Origin of the sequence: Nodularia spumigena CCY9414, from assembly GCF_000340565.2 — a bacterium.
Classification (GTDB): domain Bacteria; phylum Cyanobacteriota; class Cyanobacteriia; order Cyanobacteriales; family Nostocaceae; genus Nodularia; species Nodularia spumigena.
The window spans coordinates 1,681,180-1,697,029 of the sequence record NZ_CP007203.1; the positions used below are offsets into that span (position 1 = coordinate 1,681,180).

Below are 15,850 nucleotides of genomic sequence, written 5' to 3' on the forward strand. Positions count from 1 at the left end.
AATGACAAATATAGGACTTACGCAAGAACTCTCTGAAACCCTCTTGACTTCGTGTCCTTCTCCCTTGGCGCTAGCCTCTCCCTTTGGGAGAAGGGGAGACGCTTCGCGAACGTGTCTTCTCCCTTGGCGCTAGCCTCTCCCTTTGGGAGAAGGGGAGACGCTTCGCGAACGTGGTTCGTTTTTTCATAATTTTGCGTAAGTAATGAAATAACATGAATATCATCAAAAAAAAGAAACTGGTAAAATATTTATTTTGGCTAGGGCCATTTTTAGTGGCTGCGGGCTTAACATCTGGGTTAGTTTCAGGAAACTGGGGAATTATTCCCTTAATTTTTATAATTACTGGAACTGTCATCAGTGGAGTGTGGATAGTATTACAAAGTCAGCAAAATCGATGGTGGAATAGTCGTTCTACTCAAGCTAGTACTAACGCCCTCATTGCCATTGTCGCAGTATTCGTCATTTTAGGGTTAGTTAACTTTTTGGCGACTCGCTATAACCTGCGTCAAGACTTAACAGAAGCCCAATTATATACCCTATCGCCTCAATCTCAAAACTTAGTGCGTCGCTTACCGCAATCAGTCAAAGTGTGGGTATTTGATGTTAATAGAAATCCCCTAGACGGCGAATTACTCGAAAACTATCGGCGACAAAGTTCAAATTTTCAGTTTGAATATATTGACCCCCAAGCTCGACCAACACTAGCAAATAAGTTTGGTGTTCAAGACTATGGGGAAGTTTATCTAGAATCTGGAGATAATCGCCAATTAGTGCAAAAGTTAAATGTCAATGAACGTTTATCAGAAGTTAGATTAACAAATCGTTTGCAACAAATTACCACTACGACCACGACTCCAATTTACTTTCTTCAAGGACATGGAGAAAAACCCATATCTGGTCAGGGGGGAATTTCACAAGCCATTCAGTCATTAGATGATATAAATTATATTGCATCTCCCTTGAATCTAGTGGAAACTTCCCAAGTTCCAGAAAATGCTGCTGTTGTTGTAGTAGCTGGTCCCAAACAAGAATTATTTGATAACGAAGTCAAAGCCTTACAAAATTATCTCAATCGTGGTGGAAATTTACTATTAATGATTGACCCCAATACTGATACCAATCTCGACAGCTTGCTGCAAGAGTGGGGTATTAGCTTAGATAATCGTTTAGTAGTGGATGTTTCTGGGACAGGTGTGGGACTTGGCCCTGCTGTTCCCATTGTCACCAATTACGGAAAACATCCCATAACCGCAGAGTTTGGTAATGGTATTTCCTTTTATCAATTAGCAAGACCTTTACAAATTAACACCGTACCTGATATTGAGGCTACAGCCCTACTGCAAACTCAACCTTATCCTCAGAGTTGGGCGGAAAGTGACCTAAAAAGCGAAAAATTAGAGTTCGACTCCCAAACAGACACCCCAGGTTCTCTGACTTTGGGTGTGGCTTTGACGAGAACCATTCCAGCTACAACTCAACCAACTCCCGAAGCTTCACCCACACCCACACCCACACCCGAAGCTTCACTAACTCCCACACCCACACCCGAAGCTTCACCAACTCCCACACCCGAAATTTCACCAACTCCCGAAGCTTCACCCACACCCACACCCACACCCACACCCACACCCGAAACTCAAGCAACTCCCGAAGCTTCACCAACTCCCGAAACTCAAGCAACTCCCGAAGCTTCACCCACACCCACACCCACACCAACTCCCGAAGCTTCACCCACACCCACAATTGAAGGTGAAACTGACTCCAATTCCACAACCGAAGATAAGTCCGAAGAACCTAAAATTGAGTCACGGTTAGTAGTAATTGGAGATTCAGATTTTGCAACTGATGGATTATTTCAACAACAACTGAATGGAGATGTGTTTCTCAACTCAGTTACTTGGTTGAGTCAACAAGATCAACAACTTCTTTCCATTCGCCCCAAGGAAGCAAGAAACCGTCGAATTAATTTAAATATCGTCCAAGCTAACCTTTTAACATTGTCATCTTTGTTATTACTACCTCTCATGGGGTTAGTCACTGCGGCTATTATGTGGTGGAAACGGAGATAATTAACAAGTAAACCGTAAAAAGTAAAAAGTTAGAATTAAATATTTCTACTTTTTACTTTCATTTAACTCATAATTGAAGATGAAATTACCACGAACAACTTTAATTTTAATATCACTAGCGCTGGGTTTGAGTGGTTTCGTTTATTTCTATGAAATTCAAGGTAAAACTCAGCGAGAAGAAGTTAAGAAACAACAGCAGCAAATTTTCTCGTTTACAGAAGATGATATCCAATCTTTAACAGTCAAAACCCAAGATATCACTCTGAATTTAGAACGTAACACTGAAGCGGAAAATTCCCGGTGGTTGCTAACATATCCGACTACAGAACCAGCAAATGATGCTATTGTGGCTTATTTAACGAATTTGTTAGTTAAAGGTGAAAGCGATCGCACTTTATCAATTCCAGCTAACCAACGCGCAGAATTTGGTTTAGAGCAACCACTCGCCACTATTAATATTAACCTAAAAAATCAGAAAACTCATCAGCTAATTTTGGGTAAACCTGACTTTAACAATCGTTTTTTGTATGCTCAAGCTGATGCAGGAACCCCAGAAAATGATAATATAAATGTCTTGCTAGTATCTAGAGATTTTGCCAATGCCGTAAATCGGGAACTTTCAGAATGGCAACCACCTAAAGATACAAGTGAGGACAAAAAAAGTCCAGAAAATGAAACAATTAAAAATTAAAAATTAACAACTGGTTACATGACCAAACCCACCGCTACCTTACTCATTTCCTGTCCTGACCGCAGAGGATTAGTTGCCAAATTTGCCAATTTCATCTATGCTAATGGTGGTAATATTATTCATGCAGACCAGCATACAGATTTTGCTGCTGGGTTATTTCTGACTCGGATTGAATGGCAGTTAGATGGTTTTAATTTACCACGAGAATTTATTGCTCCGGCATTTAATGCGATCGCACAACCTTTAGATGCAAAATGGCAATTACACTTTTCTGATAGTATACCACGGATTGCCATTTGGGTGAGTCGCCAAGACCATTGTTTATTTGATTTAATTTGGCGACAACGCGCCCAAGAATTTGCCGCAGAGATTCCCCTAATAATGAGTAATCATGCTAATTTAAAGGAAGTAGCAGAGCAATTTGGCATAGATTTCCATCATATTCCGATAACCAAAGATAACAAAGCCGAACAAGAAGCGCAACAACTAGAATTACTGCAAAGATATCAAATTGATTTAGTAGTTTTAGCCAAATATATGCAAATTGTCAGCGCAGATTTCATTGACAAATTTCCCCAAATCATTAATATTCATCATTCATTTTTACCAGCTTTTGTAGGAGCAAATCCCTATCATCGAGCCTTTGAACGTGGTGTTAAAATTATTGGAGCTACAGCCCATTATGCAACTGCTGATTTAGATGCTGGACCAATTATAGAACAAGATGTAGTACGAGTCAGCCACCGCGATGAAATTGAAGACTTAATTAGAAAAGGTAAAGATTTAGAAAGAGTAGTCTTAGCCAGAGCCGTGAGGTTGCATTTACAAAATCGAGTCCTAGTATATACTAATAGAACAGTAGTATTTGGATAAAAATCAAAAACCCATTAATCCGGCTTCATCAGCGTTTAAAAAGATTTACCATCACTACCAAAATATTCCCGATAGCCAGAAATTTGCTCTCCACGCACATCAAAAGAAACAGCAACCCGATTTTTGTAAGGCTGATTCAATAATAGTCCCTCGTCACGAAACTCAAAAACCACAGTTGTTTCATTACTGGTAACTGAGTCTAAAGAAGTAAGCTGAATACCCGAATTAAAAGACTCTGAGACATATTGAAAAAACTCTCTAGCGCGGTCTTTACCCTCATTTAAACCGTGAAATTTGCCCATTGGGAACCAAAAGGTAAAATCTTCTGTAAGCATATCTAGAAAGGCTGACCACTCTCCTGTGGCTAAACCGTGGGTAAAATGGTCAAATCCTTGTTGAGCAATTTTTAAAGTTTTTTCCGAATTTTCTGACATATTCAACTCTAATTATGGATATAATATTACAGCTATTCCGTTATAAATAGGTTTTAGAAGAATTTATTGTCCACAGATGAACACAGATGAACACAGATGAATCCTTCGCTATATCCCATCTGGTAAAGTGATGATTTACCAGGATTTATACTTAATATGTGACAATTACTTTGCCGCAGTTTTGACCACTCAGGAGATATTCTACAGCAGAAGGGATAGACTCTATACCAAGGAATTGCGTTGGGTCAACCGCAACTTTTAATTTATCTGAGTAGAAGAGATTTGAGAGGCGATCGCTTGCCTCGGCTAAATATGGACTATAATGAGGCATGAGAAAGCCACGCACAGAAGCACCTTTCCAAAATAACTGCTGATAAATGCGCGGTTGGGTAACTTTTTCTGGTTGCTTCGCATATTCAGAGATAAAACCCACCACTACTAAACGTCCCCCCACGGCTAAGTTATCAACGCAGGTATCAAAAACATCTTTACCCACACACTCAAAAATCAAATTAATGCCATTGGGGTATTCTTGTTTGAGGACTTGGTGGAGATTTTCTTGACGATAATTGATAATGCGATCGCACCCTAATTCCCTAAGTAACTCTGCCTTAGTCTCAGAACCACAAGTACCAATCACATGATTACCGGCTAGCTTCGCCAATTGTACAGCAATATGACCAGTACCACCAGCCGCCGCCGTCACCAAAACAACTTCGTTACTTTTCATCTCACCGACTTGTTCAAGTGCAACCAAAGCTGATACACCTGTAGGCATTAAAGTTAACACCTCTGGTCTAGATTCACGCACCTTAAATGCTAATTTAGAATCTACAGCCTGATATTCACGATAACCACCACCACGAGCAATAGTTTGAACTGTATCACCCACTTTAAAATCTGAGACATTTTCCCCCACATCCACCACTTCTCCCACCGCTTCCACACCCACATCAAAAGGTGGAATTAAACTAGCAAAAGGAACTTCACCGCGACAAAGCAAAGTATCAAAACCGCCATTAACACCCGCAAATTGGTTCCGAATTAAAACTTCGTTACCTGTAGGTTCAGGAATAGGAACCTCCACAACTTCCACAGATGATTTAAAATCGTGGCTAAACCGTTTAGCAATTAGTTTCTTGTAAATTTTTGCTTCCATAGTACTTAATTAACTTGCGTCAAAATCTCCCCTCTCCTTAGTAAGGAGAGGGGTTGGGGGTGAGGTTCTGTATTTTATTAAATCCGCATTCCTTATCTAAAAATGCTTTTTTAACGAAGTTTTTCATACAACTTTAAAATTCTTCCTTTGCGCCTCTGCGCCTTTGCGTGATAAAAAAGATTTCATTTACCCAAGCCTCTTTTTAATTTCCCCAGCCAAATTTTCCAGTGTAACCTCTATTTGCTCACCTGACTTTAAATCCTTAAGAGAAGACTTTTGCGCTGCGGCTTCCTCAGAACCAATAATTACACAGAATTGAATACCTTGTTTATCAGCCAGTTGAAATTGTTTACCCAATGGACGTTTATCAAAATTAGTTACCACATTAAGTCCAGCCCGCCGCAATTCTTGAGAAACATTTAAATAAATAGGCATTAAATCTGCTTGCATATTCACCACCATCACCTGCGCTGGTGTAGCAGACAAAGTATTAAGAATACCAGCTTTTAACAGACGACTAATTAAACGAGTCAAACCAATAGAAATACCCACACCAGGCATTTGTTCGCCCAAAAAAGTCCCAACTAATTCTTCATATCTGCCGCCAGAGCAAATACTACCTAAAGCCTCATGTCCTAACAAAGTTGTTTCGTAAACTGTACCCGTATAATAATCCAAACCACGAGCAATAGATAAATCAATACAAAACCGATTTTCAGAGACTCCCAGGTTACGCACGCCTGTAATTACAGTTGCTAACTCAGTTACACCCAGATTGAATTGTTCCGCCTCTGGGAGATTTTCCGCCAAATGTTTGAGTTTATCTAATACTTCCTCAACACTGCCATTAATACTAATAAAATCAATTATTTTTTGAGTTTGTTCAGGGATAACTCCTTCTGTTTCTAAAGCTTGCTTAACTTTAGCTTCCCCAATTTTTTCTAAATTATCAATAATGCCAATACAAGCTTTAATTTTAGTTTCTGCAATTCCCACAGATTGGAAAAAACCTGTGAGAATTTTGCGATTATTTATACGAATTAGAAAATCACCAATGTTTACAGCTTCAAATATTTCGGTGATAATTGCAGGCATTTGAGCATCATACAGTAAACTGAGTTCACGACGAGCAACTACATCAATGTCGCACTGACGGAACTGACGAAAACGCCCATCTTTTGCTCTTTCTCCCCGAAAAACTACATCAGTTTGGTAACGCGCAAAGGGAAAAGTTAATTCATTTAAATGACGTGCAATATAAGCTGCTAAAGGCACAGTTTGGTCGAACTTTAAAGCTCTAGCTTCTGAACCTGTTTCGCCGGCTTTTTCTTTCTCAGCTTGCCGATTTGGTGGTAATATAGGATCAATACCATAAATAATATTATCGCCTTGATTTCCTTTGGCTTGGAGAACTTCTAAGCGTTCAACTGCGGGTGTTTCAATGGGTGTAAATCCGTAGCTTTCAAATACTTTGCGAATATTATCTAATAAGTATACTTCTAAGCGTTTTTCACTGGGGAGAAATTCGGGAAATCCACTGGGTGTTGAAAAGTTTATTTTGTCACTTTTTGCCATGTTTTTACTTTGTTAAGTATGAGTTTGGAAGTTTAAATTATAGCGCTTGTTGGATGAATAAGAAAATTTATGAGGAAACGAACCACGAAGACACGAAGGACACGAAGGAAGAAAGAAAGGAAGGAAGAAGGAAATGGTAGGATTTATCTGTGGTCAATTAATTCTTATTCCCTCCCCAATTGTGATACTTTAGCGAAATATCCAATTTTTCTTCATTTAAATAAAGGCACATTTACGAATTTTTATGCACCATAAACAGCATAATTCATCAAAAAATTATATTCGCTGTTCTTGTACTAAGGTGCGTTGGTAGACTTGATGATTTTTAAACCAATGCCAAGTGCGGAAGCGAAAATTATTACAAGGACTTAGGAAAATTGTTTCATATAAATATGCGTCGGGCATTCCTTTAAATGCGAAACGAAACATAATAGTAGTATCGTCTACTTCCCAGGCACAACCATCAAGGCGTTCGGTGTCAAACCATACTTTTTGATCACGATATATTCCCGGAAAATGATGTTCTTCTTTTCTACCATCAGGCCATTGATAGCGATTTATTTGGTGGTAAGAAAAGGGAGGATTTTCTCTGAATTTACAGCTTAAATGAGAAGTATATTTATCCAGAATTTTTCCTTCTGTATCAACCAGTGTATAAGCACCAGACCATTCTCCTTCATGGCGCGCCATTACGGGCATTTCTACTTTAATCATAGACATTTGATATTTCCTGTATTGTGGGTTTGACTAGGGTTTTCCTCGTCTTTTTACTGGTCATTAAACCACCAAGGGTCATTACTAGAGTTAGTCTTAATCAAAAATGCTTTTTTTCGCAGGAAGCGTTTGATTGACGCTGGTCCCATGCGTGACCCACCAAGACCGGAGAATTTAAAGGAATTCTTTTCTCCTTCATGCATGATGGCAGTTAAAGCAGCATCGTTGATACTGATAGCACCTGCATCAATTTGGTCAGCCACTGCTAAAGCTTCTGCTTCCGTCTCGGCAAACACCGCAGCACTCAGTCCATATATGGAGTCATTTGCTAAGTATACCGCTTCTTCAACTGTGGGAAATGGCATGACTGGCATGATGGGGCCAAAAGTCTCTTCTGTCATCACTTTCATGGAATGGTTTACCTGGGTGATAACTGTGGGACGACACCACCAACCCCCGCCTAATTCTTCTACTTGACCGCCACAATGTATTAATGCGCCCTTGGATACTGCATCTAAAAGATGGTCGTTAATAATTGCGGCTTGTTTTTCGGCAATAATAGGGCCAATTTCTCCACTGTCAACTCTGGGATGGGCTAACTGCAAACGATGGGCTTTGACTACCAGTTGATGATAAAATTCTTCAAATATGGATTCGGCTACGTAAATTCGCTCAATTGAAAGGCAAGATTGTCCACTATTGACGACTGAACCCCACAAAATTGCTGAGGTGGCTAATTCTAAATCGGCTGATTCTAAAACAATGGCGGGGTCTTTTCCCCCTAATTCTAAAAAAGCGGGAATAAACCTTCTAGCTGCGGCTTCTGCGACTTTTTGTCCTGTGGCGACACTGCCTGTAAAGCAGATTAAATCTACATTCTCTACTAGGGTAGCACCTGTTTCACCTGCGCCTTCAGCAAAACTGAGTACGTCTCGCAAGTCTGGGACGTTATTCAGGGCTGTTATCAGTGGGGCGACGAAGCGGGGAGCGATTTCACTGGGTTTGACGATGACGGCACAACCTGCCAATAATGCGGGAATAGTATCAATTGTAGACAGTAACAGGGGAAAATTCCAGGGGCTAATTACTCCTACTAGGGGGTAAGGTACTGATGCTTGTTGCAGGGTAATGAAGGGGATGGCTGTATTTTTGGCGGAGATTTGGAGTAATTCTGGTGCTAACCTACACCAACGGTTAATGCTAGACAGAAAAGAGTCTATTTCTAAGACTGAGGTTGATAATCTGCCTGTATCACTTACCAAAGCCTCTGTCAGCTGTTCGCGCCCATATATTATGGCTTGTTTCCATTGCTGTAAAGCGTCAATTCTGGCTTCTAAACCGATGTTTTTCCAGTGAATTTGCGCTCTTCGGGCGCGGTTACATTTGTGTACTAACAGCCTGGGGGGCGGAGGAAGAATTATATAATCAAATTCTCCGGTTCGGGGGTTACGGACTTCGATTGGTTTAGTCATTAGTGATTAGTCGTGAGTTGTGATGTTTCATCCCCCTATTACAGTTAAATTATGCCCAATTTGGCTAAACGTTCAATGGTTTTTTGTTGCGTTTCTATGAAGTGTTTGCGGTCTACTTCTTGATTCAGCATGGTGTTTGCTGGGTAAAAGTGTGACTGGCTGTAACTTTGGGCGTATAGCTCAAATCTTTGGCGTGATGGTAAATTATTTAACCCTGGACGACGGCGATCGCGTCGTAATGCTGCCAAGTCAATCTCGGCAAAAGCTGCCATACTCTCGCCTGTAGCTGCCTGTGCTAGGACTTTTCCCCGATAATCAATGATTTTAGAACCACCGTCTGCCGAAGCGACGGGAATGGGAATATTATCTATACCTGCTGTATTAGCTGAGACTACGTAAGCCATATTTTCTACGGCACGAGAGATTTTCGCTGCATCTTTAGGGGTCAATGTATTATCATATACTTCTGATGTGGAGTGGAGAAAAATTTCTGCGCCCCGCATTGCTAGACACCGCGCTACTTCTGGATATAAAATTTCTTCTGATGCGATCGCTGCTAAATTACCAATTGCTGTCTTTGCAACGGGAAATACTCCCTCTAAACCATAGCAATCGAGATACTTATCCCAAACATCGTGGGGTGTAGGCGTAAATAAGGAATTTAGCCGTCGATAGCGTAAGATAATCTCACCAGAGGGGTCAATCACAAAGCTGGTTTGAAAGTACAATCCCGGAAAATTGGGGTCGAGTTCGTAGGCGTTACCAGCTAAAAATATTTGATGTTTCTGGGCAATTTTACTTAGGGCTTCATACTCAGCACCCGCCATTTCTAAACAGGCTTTTTCTCCCCACACAGCTAACGCTTCCCCCATTGGGAAACCTGTGAGGAAATATTCTGGTAAGACGATTAAACGACAGTCTAAGCCAATAAAGGCAATACTAGCAGCAATTTGTTGCTCTAAGCGCTTGATTGAGTTTAGCATTAATAGCCTGGTTGCTTGGCGATTCCTACGGAGCGCTTCGCTATCGCCTGCTAAATTGACTGCATGACATTTAACTTGCAGCGCTAAGGCTCGAAATGATTCAATTTTATCAGTGTTATCTGCCATACTGTTGGCTGATTCCCCAAAAACTTGCTTTTAAATGAAACTTTTAATATTGATTATTATCATACACTCAACTAGAATTAAGAGTGATAAAATTAATCTGTATTCTGAGTTAATTAATCAAAAAAATGAAAAAATTAATTAGACTGAATATTGAAAAATTTACTGAAGATGGGCAAGACTATTTTGTGGCTACTAGTGATGATATCCAAGGTTTAGTAGCTGAAGGTAGAACACTACAAGAAGCATTGGAAATTGCTGAAGATGTAGCTCAGGTGCTATTAGATATGGAAAAAGGAAAAAACGCTAGTTTGAATTTAAAAGACTTGCCATCTCAATTTGAATATCCTCTGATTATGGAGGTCTAATGGGTAGATTGGCAGGTTTCTCTTATCGAGAAGTGACGCGAAAATTTAGAACATTAGGTTTTGAATTTTATCGTTCAGCTAAGGGAGATCATGAAATTTGGTTTAACGCAGAAACTAATCAGAAAACAACCATTCCTCATCATCGCGAGATTAAGGAAGGAACGCTGAGAAATATTTTAAAGCAAGCTCAAGTGGATATCGATATATTTTTAGAAATTTGAAAGACTATTCTCAAAATTTTGGGCGAATATGATTTAAACCCCCACAGGTGGTCACTGAGTTTGCCGAAGTGCGGGTGTTTTCTGTGTATACCCGTATAAATGAAATTGTCTAGAATTAATTTGTGGGCTGAAATGGGGTGTATTTGCCCCCTAATGCTTCTACAATGGTGCGGGTGTTCGCTGCCATCATTTTGATGTAAGAATCGCCTTCGCTGCCTTTTTCGCCAATGGAATCAGCGTATAGTTCTCTGGGTGCTAATTTTACACCTGCTTCTTGAGCAACGGTTTTAATTAAGGCTGGGTTAATTGTCGTTTCGGCAAAAATTGCGGGGACATTGTTGGTTTTGATTGACTCTACTAAACGCGTTACTGTTTGGGCGCTGGGTTGTTCTTCTGTGCTAATCCCAATTAATGTGCCGGCGATCGCCAAACCATAAGCGTTACCATAATATTGAAAAGCATCATGAGTTGTCACAAGTTGGCGTTTGTCTGCGGGAATTGTTTGTATCTGTTGATTAATCCAGTTATGCAACTGCTGTAATTCCTGAGTTAATTCTGACGCTCTTTGAGTAAATTCCGCTTCGTCTGTGGGGGATAATTTAATTAACTCATCTCGGATGATATTTGTCATGGCGATCGCATTTTCTACATTACCCCAAACATGAGGATCTGGGACAACTTTTCCTTCATATCCATCTAACTGTAAAGGTTTGACCACTTCCCCCACCGCTACCTTCCGCGCCTTCTCACCAGCCGCATTCATTAAATTAATCAGTCCTGGTTCTAAGTTGTAGCCGTTATACAAAATCAAATCGGCTGTTTCTAAAACCCGGCTGTCTGCTGGTGTCGGTTCATAAATATGAGGATCAACTCCTGGTTCGAGAATACCAGTTAACTGAATTTCTTCTCCCCCAATTTCTTCAGCTAAATCAGCAATAATGGTGCTAGTTGCAACTACTTGCGCCTTGTCATCTATCCCCCCAGATATGCGGTTACTGTCTACTTGGTTACACCCTGCGAGGGAAATTCCTAACAAAACTCCTACCACAGCTTGCCAATATGATCTAGCTTTTGATTGAGTAATTGCTTTCATATACTTGTTAGACTGGTTATCATATTTTTCTCATTTTTCAGGTTACACTATTCTCATATTCTTTTCATTTTTCCTGGTATTCCCCAAAATGAGAACTGTTAACTTTCCCTTAAAAGCCCATTCTGTCTACTCCATGCAAGACAACCATACACCCACATCTCCAAGTATTAATATTGCCCATGTCGGGGTGCATTACCGGACAGATGAAGCTTTAAGAGACGTTAACTGTATTGTTAAAGCAAGTAGAATTACTGGGATTTTTGGACCGAATGGAGCGGGAAAAAGTACCTTAATGAAAGCCATGCTGGGCTTAGTTCCTCTCAGTAGCGGTACAGTGCTGTATGAGGCTAAACCTTTAATGCAGCAACTAGAGAAAGTTGCATATATCCCACAGCGTAGTCAAATTGACTGGACTTACCCGGCGACAGTTTGGGATGTGGCGATGATGGGAAGGGTAAAAAAGACAGGTTGGTTACGTAGCTTTTCCGCAGTTAGTCGCCAGGAAACCAAAAATGCCCTCAAACGTGTGGAAATGTTTGCACATTGCGATCGCCCCATAGGAGAATTATCCGGAGGACAACAGCAAAGGGTATTTTTAGCCCGTGCGTTGGCACAGCAAGCAGATATATACTGTTTTGATGAACCATTCGTAGGTATTGACCAAAAAACCCAAGCGGTGATTTTTGCAGTCTTCCATGAACTGGCGGCGGCTGGTAAAATTGTCCTAGTAGTTAATCACGACTTAGGCGAATCTATTACCCACTTTGATGATTTAATTTTACTGAATCGGGAATTAATTGCTACAGGTTTACGGCAGCAAGTTTTGACAAAGGAAAATCTCTATCGTGCCTATAACGGTCAGGTAATGTACTTTGATAACGCTGCGTAAATTTTTCCTATCTCTGCGTTTCGTATAAATACTTATGGTTGTATAAGTCAAAAACATACAGATACCTGATTTTAGCGTCAGGTATATTAACTGCTGTTATATTTAAAGATATGCTAGAAAAAGTAATACTTCATAATTTCAAAAGCCATAAATCTACAGAACTTAATTTCGATAGTTCCCGATTACATGGACTCGTAGGGAAAAACTGTGCTGGGAAGATACAAGTTTAGAAATTTTACGTGAAAGAGGTGTAAATACAGGTTTAACAGATTATCTTCAAGAAGTTGAGGAAAGATTGGCTGCAATTATTTTATCTGAGTAAGAACTATTATGATCCAAGCATTAATTGAGCCATTGCAATACAGCTTTATGCAGCGATCGCTCATAATTGCGATTATCGTCGGCTTGCTGTGTGCAGTGGTGGGTAGTTACTTGATGGTGCAAAGACTAGCGTTACTGGGTGATGCTATCAGCCATTCAGTATTGCCAGGATTAGCGATCGCCTTTATGCTAGGAGGAAATATCTATTTTGGCGCATTTATAGCCGGAGTTGTGAGTACAATGGCGATCGCCTGGATTCAAACGCGATCGCCAATCAAAGAAGATGCAGCAATGGGGATAGTCCTTTCGGCATTTTTCGCCCTCGGTATCACCTTAATTACTGTTATTCAAAAAAGTCAAAAAATCGATTTAAATCACTTTCTTTTTGGCAACATTCTCGGCGTGACATCTAACGAAGTACGAGACACCGCCATCATTGCTGCTATAGTTTTAATAGTTATTTTCTTATTATATAAAGAACTGTTATTTTACACCTTTGACCCTTTAGGCGCACAAGCCGCAGGTTTACCAGTCAATCAGCTAAACTTTGGACTCATGCTAATCATTGCCTTAACCATAGTTGCCAGCATGAAAACCGTAGGAGTCGTATTAGTATTATCACTGTTAATTACACCCGGAGCAACAGCCTATCTGTTAGTTAAACGCCTACATCAAGTCATGATTTTAGGCGCATTCATTGGGGTAATTTCCAGTATTAGCGGGATGTACCTCAGCTACTTTTATAACTTACCCTCCGGTCCCGCCATCGTTTTAGTAGTATCAGGATTATTTCTGTTAGCATTACTCTTTAGTCCCAGACATGGGATTTTTACCCCAAGTATAAATCAGAAATAGCGCAAATCGGTTACGATATAAATATATATACTATATACTTTCCCACAGTTAATTATTTATGCTGCGAGAAAAGCTAAAAAGAGAACTGGACAAATTCAACGAAGAACAACTCAAACAAATAGCTGACTTTATCAAATTCATTGAGTTTAAGAGTAAAGAAAATACTGTGCCTACTCCTTTTTGGCAAAGGGCAACACCAACAGAACGGGCTAAAGAGTTTCGTAAATGGGTTTCGCAACTGCCTAAAAACACTCCAAGTCTACCTGATGAAGCTTTTAGCCGTGATAGCATTTACGAATAATGACGAGATATCTGCTTGATACCAATGTTGTTATGCGTTTTTGCAACCCGAATGATGTGCATCATGACCTGGCAACAAATGCAATATCTTGTTTGCTGACACAGGAAGACGAATGCTATATTACAGCGCAAGTGCTTGTTGAGTTTTGGGTTGTTGCTACACGACCAGTTGAAGTGAATGGTTTGGGCTGGACTGTAGAACAAACGAGAAGCACAATAGACCAACTTCTTGATCGTTTCCAATTACTAGAGGAATCCGCGCAGATTTTTCCAACTTGGTTAAGTGTGGTGACTACTAACAAAGTCATGGGGTTGGGAACTGATTAGAAATATTTATCCATACTTACTCATAACTACTTAAATGCTATGCTATAGTAGTTATATGAGTAAGTTATCTATATCTGAAGCAGCAAAGTTAAAAGGTGTAAGTGTTTCCACACTCAGAAGATGGGAAACAGAAGGTAAATTAATTCCCGAAAGAACAGCTAGTGGTCATAGAAGATATGATTTAGCTCAATTGTTAGGAATCAAGCCTGATTTATCTTACACCATTGGTTACTGTCGAGTTTCTAGCCATGACCAAAAAGAAGACCTAGAAAGACAAAAGCAAGTTGTTGAATTATTTTGCGCTCAAAATGGTTGGCAATTTGAAATTATAGAAGACTTAGGTTCAGGCTTAAACTACAGCAAAAAAGGATTAAAGAGATTAATCCGATTAATTGTTGATAGTAAACTTGAACGTCTTGTTTTAACCCATAAAGATAGACTATTGAGATTTGGTAGTGAATTAATTTTTAGTTTGTGTGAACATTTTGGAACAGAAATAGTAATTATCAATAGAACTGAAGACTCAACTTTTGAAGAAGACTTAGCTCAAGATGTTTTAGAAATAATTACAGTTTTTAGTGCCAGACTGTATGGATCTAGAAGTCACAAAAACAAGAAAATTATAGAGGAGTTGAAAGAAGTTGCTGTTCGGCTTTAAAACTGAGTTAAAAATCAATAACCATCAGCGTACCCAACTACTTCAACATTGTGGTGTTGCTCGTCATGCTTGGAATTGGGGATTAGCTCTTACCAAACAGATATTAGAGCACAATAAGTTAAATCCTAATTCCAAAATAAAATTTCCTACTGCTATTGATTTACATAAATGGTTAGTAGCATTAGTAAAAAGTAGAAAATCCCTGGTATTACGAATGTTCAAAATCAGCACCACAAGAAGCTCTACGAGACTTTAAAAACAGCATGGGATAGGTGACTTTAAAAAAATATCAGGAGTGACCTAAATTTAAGAAGAAAGGGTAAACATGATAGCTTTACCTTAGAGGGTAGTGTACTAAAAATTTAGAGTACAAAATAAAATAACAAGTACCGAAGATAGGAGTTCTACCAAAGTTATAGAAAGACTACCTACAAAAAGAAATTAAATCAGTAACCATTAGTCGTAAGGCTAATAGATGGTTTATTAGTTTTAGATTTGATGTAGAAAAACAAGATAATAAAAACCTCAAAGTTGTGGGAGTAGACTTAGGTGTAAAAAATTTAGCTACTCTATCAACAGGTGAAATTATAGAAGGTGCAAAGTCTTACAAAAAATATGAATCTAAATTAAGCAGGTTGCAATGGTTAAACAGAAATAAAGTTATCAATTCAAACAATTGGAGAAAAGCACAACTAAAAATTGCTAAATTGCATCTGAAGATTGCC

Annotated in this window: 19 protein-coding genes; 12 read left to right on the top strand and 7 right to left on the bottom strand. The window is 39.5% G+C overall.

Annotated features, from left to right (window positions below; translation table 11 throughout):
* Nucleotides 1–212 precede the first annotated feature (212 nt).
* The 3 genes from NSP_RS07385 to purU all read left to right on the top strand — a co-directional run bounded on the left by NSP_RS07385 (nucleotide 213) and on the right by purU (nucleotide 3,633).
* Nucleotides 213–2,069: a GldG family protein gene (locus tag NSP_RS07385; RefSeq protein ID WP_006198401.1), complete on the top strand. Its 1,857-nt coding sequence runs from the start codon at nucleotides 213–215 to the stop codon at nucleotides 2,067–2,069.
* A 79-nt stretch (nucleotides 2,070–2,148) separates the two neighbouring features.
* Nucleotides 2,149–2,760 carry a DUF4340 domain-containing protein gene (locus NSP_RS07390; protein ID WP_006198400.1) on the top strand — a complete coding sequence of 204 codons (612 nt, stop codon included), beginning with the start codon at nucleotides 2,149–2,151 and terminating at the stop codon, nucleotides 2,758–2,760.
* An 18-nt stretch (nucleotides 2,761–2,778) separates the two neighbouring features.
* Nucleotides 2,779–3,633 (top strand): formyltetrahydrofolate deformylase, encoded by an 855-nt coding sequence (gene purU / locus NSP_RS07395; protein ID WP_006198399.1) that lies wholly within the window; start codon nucleotides 2,779–2,781, stop codon nucleotides 3,631–3,633.
* 35 nt (nucleotides 3,634–3,668) lie between these two features.
* Here the strand turns inward: purU and NSP_RS07400 are convergent, their stop codons facing one another.
* From NSP_RS07400 to NSP_RS07425, 6 genes are all read right to left on the bottom strand, one after another.
* A complete protein-coding gene (locus tag NSP_RS07400; RefSeq protein WP_006198397.1) occupies nucleotides 3,669–4,067 on the bottom strand; it encodes a nuclear transport factor 2 family protein in 399 nt (132 codons plus the stop codon).
* Between the two features lie 151 nt (nucleotides 4,068–4,218).
* On the bottom strand, nucleotides 4,219–5,226 hold the full coding sequence (locus tag NSP_RS07405) for a zinc-binding dehydrogenase (protein ID WP_006198396.1): 1,008 nt from the start codon (nucleotides 5,224–5,226) through the stop codon (nucleotides 4,219–4,221).
* 186 nt (nucleotides 5,227–5,412) lie between these two features.
* Nucleotides 5,413–6,801 carry a histidine--tRNA ligase gene (hisS, locus tag NSP_RS07410; protein WP_006198395.1) on the bottom strand — a complete coding sequence of 463 codons (1,389 nt, stop codon included), beginning with the start codon at nucleotides 6,799–6,801 and terminating at the stop codon, nucleotides 5,413–5,415.
* A 276-nt stretch (nucleotides 6,802–7,077) separates the two neighbouring features.
* Complete coding sequence (locus NSP_RS07415; RefSeq protein WP_017803943.1) at nucleotides 7,078–7,521, bottom strand: DUF3598 family protein; 444 nt, start codon at nucleotides 7,519–7,521, stop codon at nucleotides 7,078–7,080.
* Between the two features lie 47 nt (nucleotides 7,522–7,568).
* Nucleotides 7,569–8,987 carry an aldehyde dehydrogenase family protein gene (locus NSP_RS07420; protein ID WP_006198393.1) on the bottom strand — a complete coding sequence of 473 codons (1,419 nt, stop codon included), beginning with the start codon at nucleotides 8,985–8,987 and terminating at the stop codon, nucleotides 7,569–7,571.
* Between the two features lie 44 nt (nucleotides 8,988–9,031).
* Nucleotides 9,032–10,096 (bottom strand): nitrilase-related carbon-nitrogen hydrolase, encoded by a 1,065-nt coding sequence (locus NSP_RS07425; RefSeq protein WP_006198392.1) that lies wholly within the window; start codon nucleotides 10,094–10,096, stop codon nucleotides 9,032–9,034.
* Nucleotides 10,097–10,221: 125 nt separating this feature from the next.
* Here NSP_RS07425 and NSP_RS07430 point away from each other — a divergent pair, with 125 nt between their 5' ends.
* Together NSP_RS07430 and NSP_RS07435 are read left to right on the top strand one after the other, a co-directional pair.
* The gene (locus NSP_RS07430; protein ID WP_017803944.1) at nucleotides 10,222–10,461 is read left to right on the top strand and encodes a type II toxin-antitoxin system HicB family antitoxin; all 240 of its coding nucleotides are present in this window, start codon (nucleotides 10,222–10,224) and stop codon (nucleotides 10,459–10,461) included.
* Entirely contained in the window at nucleotides 10,461–10,682 is a 222-nt protein-coding gene (locus tag NSP_RS07435) for a type II toxin-antitoxin system HicA family toxin (protein WP_017803945.1), read from the top strand. Before NSP_RS07430 ends, NSP_RS07435 begins: the two co-directional genes overlap by 1 nt.
* Nucleotides 10,683–10,797: 115 nt before the next feature.
* Here the strand turns inward: NSP_RS07435 and NSP_RS07440 are convergent, their stop codons facing one another.
* Complete coding sequence (locus NSP_RS07440; RefSeq protein ID WP_006199307.1) at nucleotides 10,798–11,775, bottom strand: metal ABC transporter substrate-binding protein; 978 nt, start codon at nucleotides 11,773–11,775, stop codon at nucleotides 10,798–10,800.
* Between the two features lie 88 nt (nucleotides 11,776–11,863).
* On the opposite strand from NSP_RS07440, the gene NSP_RS07445 reads away from it, so the two are divergent.
* The 7 genes from NSP_RS07445 to NSP_RS25195 form a co-directional block, all read left to right on the top strand.
* Nucleotides 11,864–12,664, top strand: a complete 801-nt coding sequence (locus tag NSP_RS07445; RefSeq protein ID WP_017803946.1) for a metal ABC transporter ATP-binding protein — start codon at nucleotides 11,864–11,866, stop codon at nucleotides 12,662–12,664.
* A 330-nt stretch (nucleotides 12,665–12,994) separates the two neighbouring features.
* A complete protein-coding gene (locus tag NSP_RS07450; RefSeq protein ID WP_006197093.1) occupies nucleotides 12,995–13,840 on the top strand; it encodes a metal ABC transporter permease in 846 nt (281 codons plus the stop codon).
* Nucleotides 13,841–13,898: 58 nt separating this feature from the next.
* On the top strand, nucleotides 13,899–14,141 hold the full coding sequence (locus tag NSP_RS07455; protein WP_006197092.1) for a hypothetical protein: 243 nt from the start codon (nucleotides 13,899–13,901) through the stop codon (nucleotides 14,139–14,141).
* Nucleotides 14,141–14,467: a type II toxin-antitoxin system VapC family toxin gene (locus tag NSP_RS07460; RefSeq protein WP_006197091.1), complete on the top strand. Its 327-nt coding sequence runs from the start codon at nucleotides 14,141–14,143 to the stop codon at nucleotides 14,465–14,467. The genes NSP_RS07455 and NSP_RS07460 overlap by 1 nt, the downstream gene beginning before the upstream one ends.
* A 55-nt stretch (nucleotides 14,468–14,522) precedes the next feature.
* The gene (locus NSP_RS07465) at nucleotides 14,523–15,125 is read left to right on the top strand and encodes an IS607 family transposase (protein ID WP_006195580.1); all 603 of its coding nucleotides are present in this window, start codon (nucleotides 14,523–14,525) and stop codon (nucleotides 15,123–15,125) included.
* The gene (locus NSP_RS25190; RefSeq protein ID WP_231859553.1) at nucleotides 15,109–15,381 is read left to right on the top strand and encodes a helix-turn-helix domain-containing protein; all 273 of its coding nucleotides are present in this window, start codon (nucleotides 15,109–15,111) and stop codon (nucleotides 15,379–15,381) included. The genes NSP_RS07465 and NSP_RS25190 overlap by 17 nt, the downstream gene beginning before the upstream one ends.
* 277 nt (nucleotides 15,382–15,658) lie before the next feature.
* The coding region (locus tag NSP_RS25195; protein ID WP_231859554.1) for a transposase at nucleotides 15,659–15,850 on the top strand (192 nt) is incomplete at its 3' end.

Excerpts from the sequence above, each read along its gene's own strand:
- purU (WP_006198399.1), top strand. The coding sequence starts at position 2,779 with ATGACCAAACCCACCGCTACCTTACTCATTTCCTGTCCTGACCGCAGA.
- NSP_RS07440 (WP_006199307.1), bottom strand. The coding sequence starts at position 11,775 with ATGAAAGCAATTACTCAATCAAAAGCTAGATCATATTGGCAAGCTGTG.
- hisS (WP_006198395.1), bottom strand. The coding sequence starts at position 6,801 with ATGGCAAAAAGTGACAAAATAAACTTTTCAACACCCAGTGGATTTCCC.
- NSP_RS07390 (WP_006198400.1), top strand. The coding sequence starts at position 2,149 with ATGAAATTACCACGAACAACTTTAATTTTAATATCACTAGCGCTGGGT.
- NSP_RS07465 (WP_006195580.1), top strand. The coding sequence starts at position 14,523 with ATGAGTAAGTTATCTATATCTGAAGCAGCAAAGTTAAAAGGTGTAAGT.
- NSP_RS07430 (WP_017803944.1), top strand. The coding sequence starts at position 10,222 with ATGAAAAAATTAATTAGACTGAATATTGAAAAATTTACTGAAGATGGG.
- NSP_RS07420 (WP_006198393.1), bottom strand. The coding sequence starts at position 8,987 with ATGACTAAACCAATCGAAGTCCGTAACCCCCGAACCGGAGAATTTGAT.
- NSP_RS07435 (WP_017803945.1), top strand. The coding sequence starts at position 10,461 with ATGGGTAGATTGGCAGGTTTCTCTTATCGAGAAGTGACGCGAAAATTT.
- NSP_RS07400 (WP_006198397.1), bottom strand. The coding sequence starts at position 4,067 with ATGTCAGAAAATTCGGAAAAAACTTTAAAAATTGCTCAACAAGGATTT.
- NSP_RS07460 (WP_006197091.1), top strand. The coding sequence starts at position 14,141 with ATGACGAGATATCTGCTTGATACCAATGTTGTTATGCGTTTTTGCAAC.
- NSP_RS07405 (WP_006198396.1), bottom strand. The coding sequence starts at position 5,226 with ATGGAAGCAAAAATTTACAAGAAACTAATTGCTAAACGGTTTAGCCAC.
- NSP_RS07425 (WP_006198392.1), bottom strand. The coding sequence starts at position 10,096 with ATGGCAGATAACACTGATAAAATTGAATCATTTCGAGCCTTAGCGCTG.
- NSP_RS07445 (WP_017803946.1), top strand. The coding sequence starts at position 11,864 with ATGAGAACTGTTAACTTTCCCTTAAAAGCCCATTCTGTCTACTCCATG.
- NSP_RS07385 (WP_006198401.1), top strand. The coding sequence starts at position 213 with ATGAATATCATCAAAAAAAAGAAACTGGTAAAATATTTATTTTGGCTA.
- NSP_RS07450 (WP_006197093.1), top strand. The coding sequence starts at position 12,995 with ATGATCCAAGCATTAATTGAGCCATTGCAATACAGCTTTATGCAGCGA.
- NSP_RS07415 (WP_017803943.1), bottom strand. The coding sequence starts at position 7,521 with ATGTCTATGATTAAAGTAGAAATGCCCGTAATGGCGCGCCATGAAGGA.
- NSP_RS07455 (WP_006197092.1), top strand. The coding sequence starts at position 13,899 with ATGCTGCGAGAAAAGCTAAAAAGAGAACTGGACAAATTCAACGAAGAA.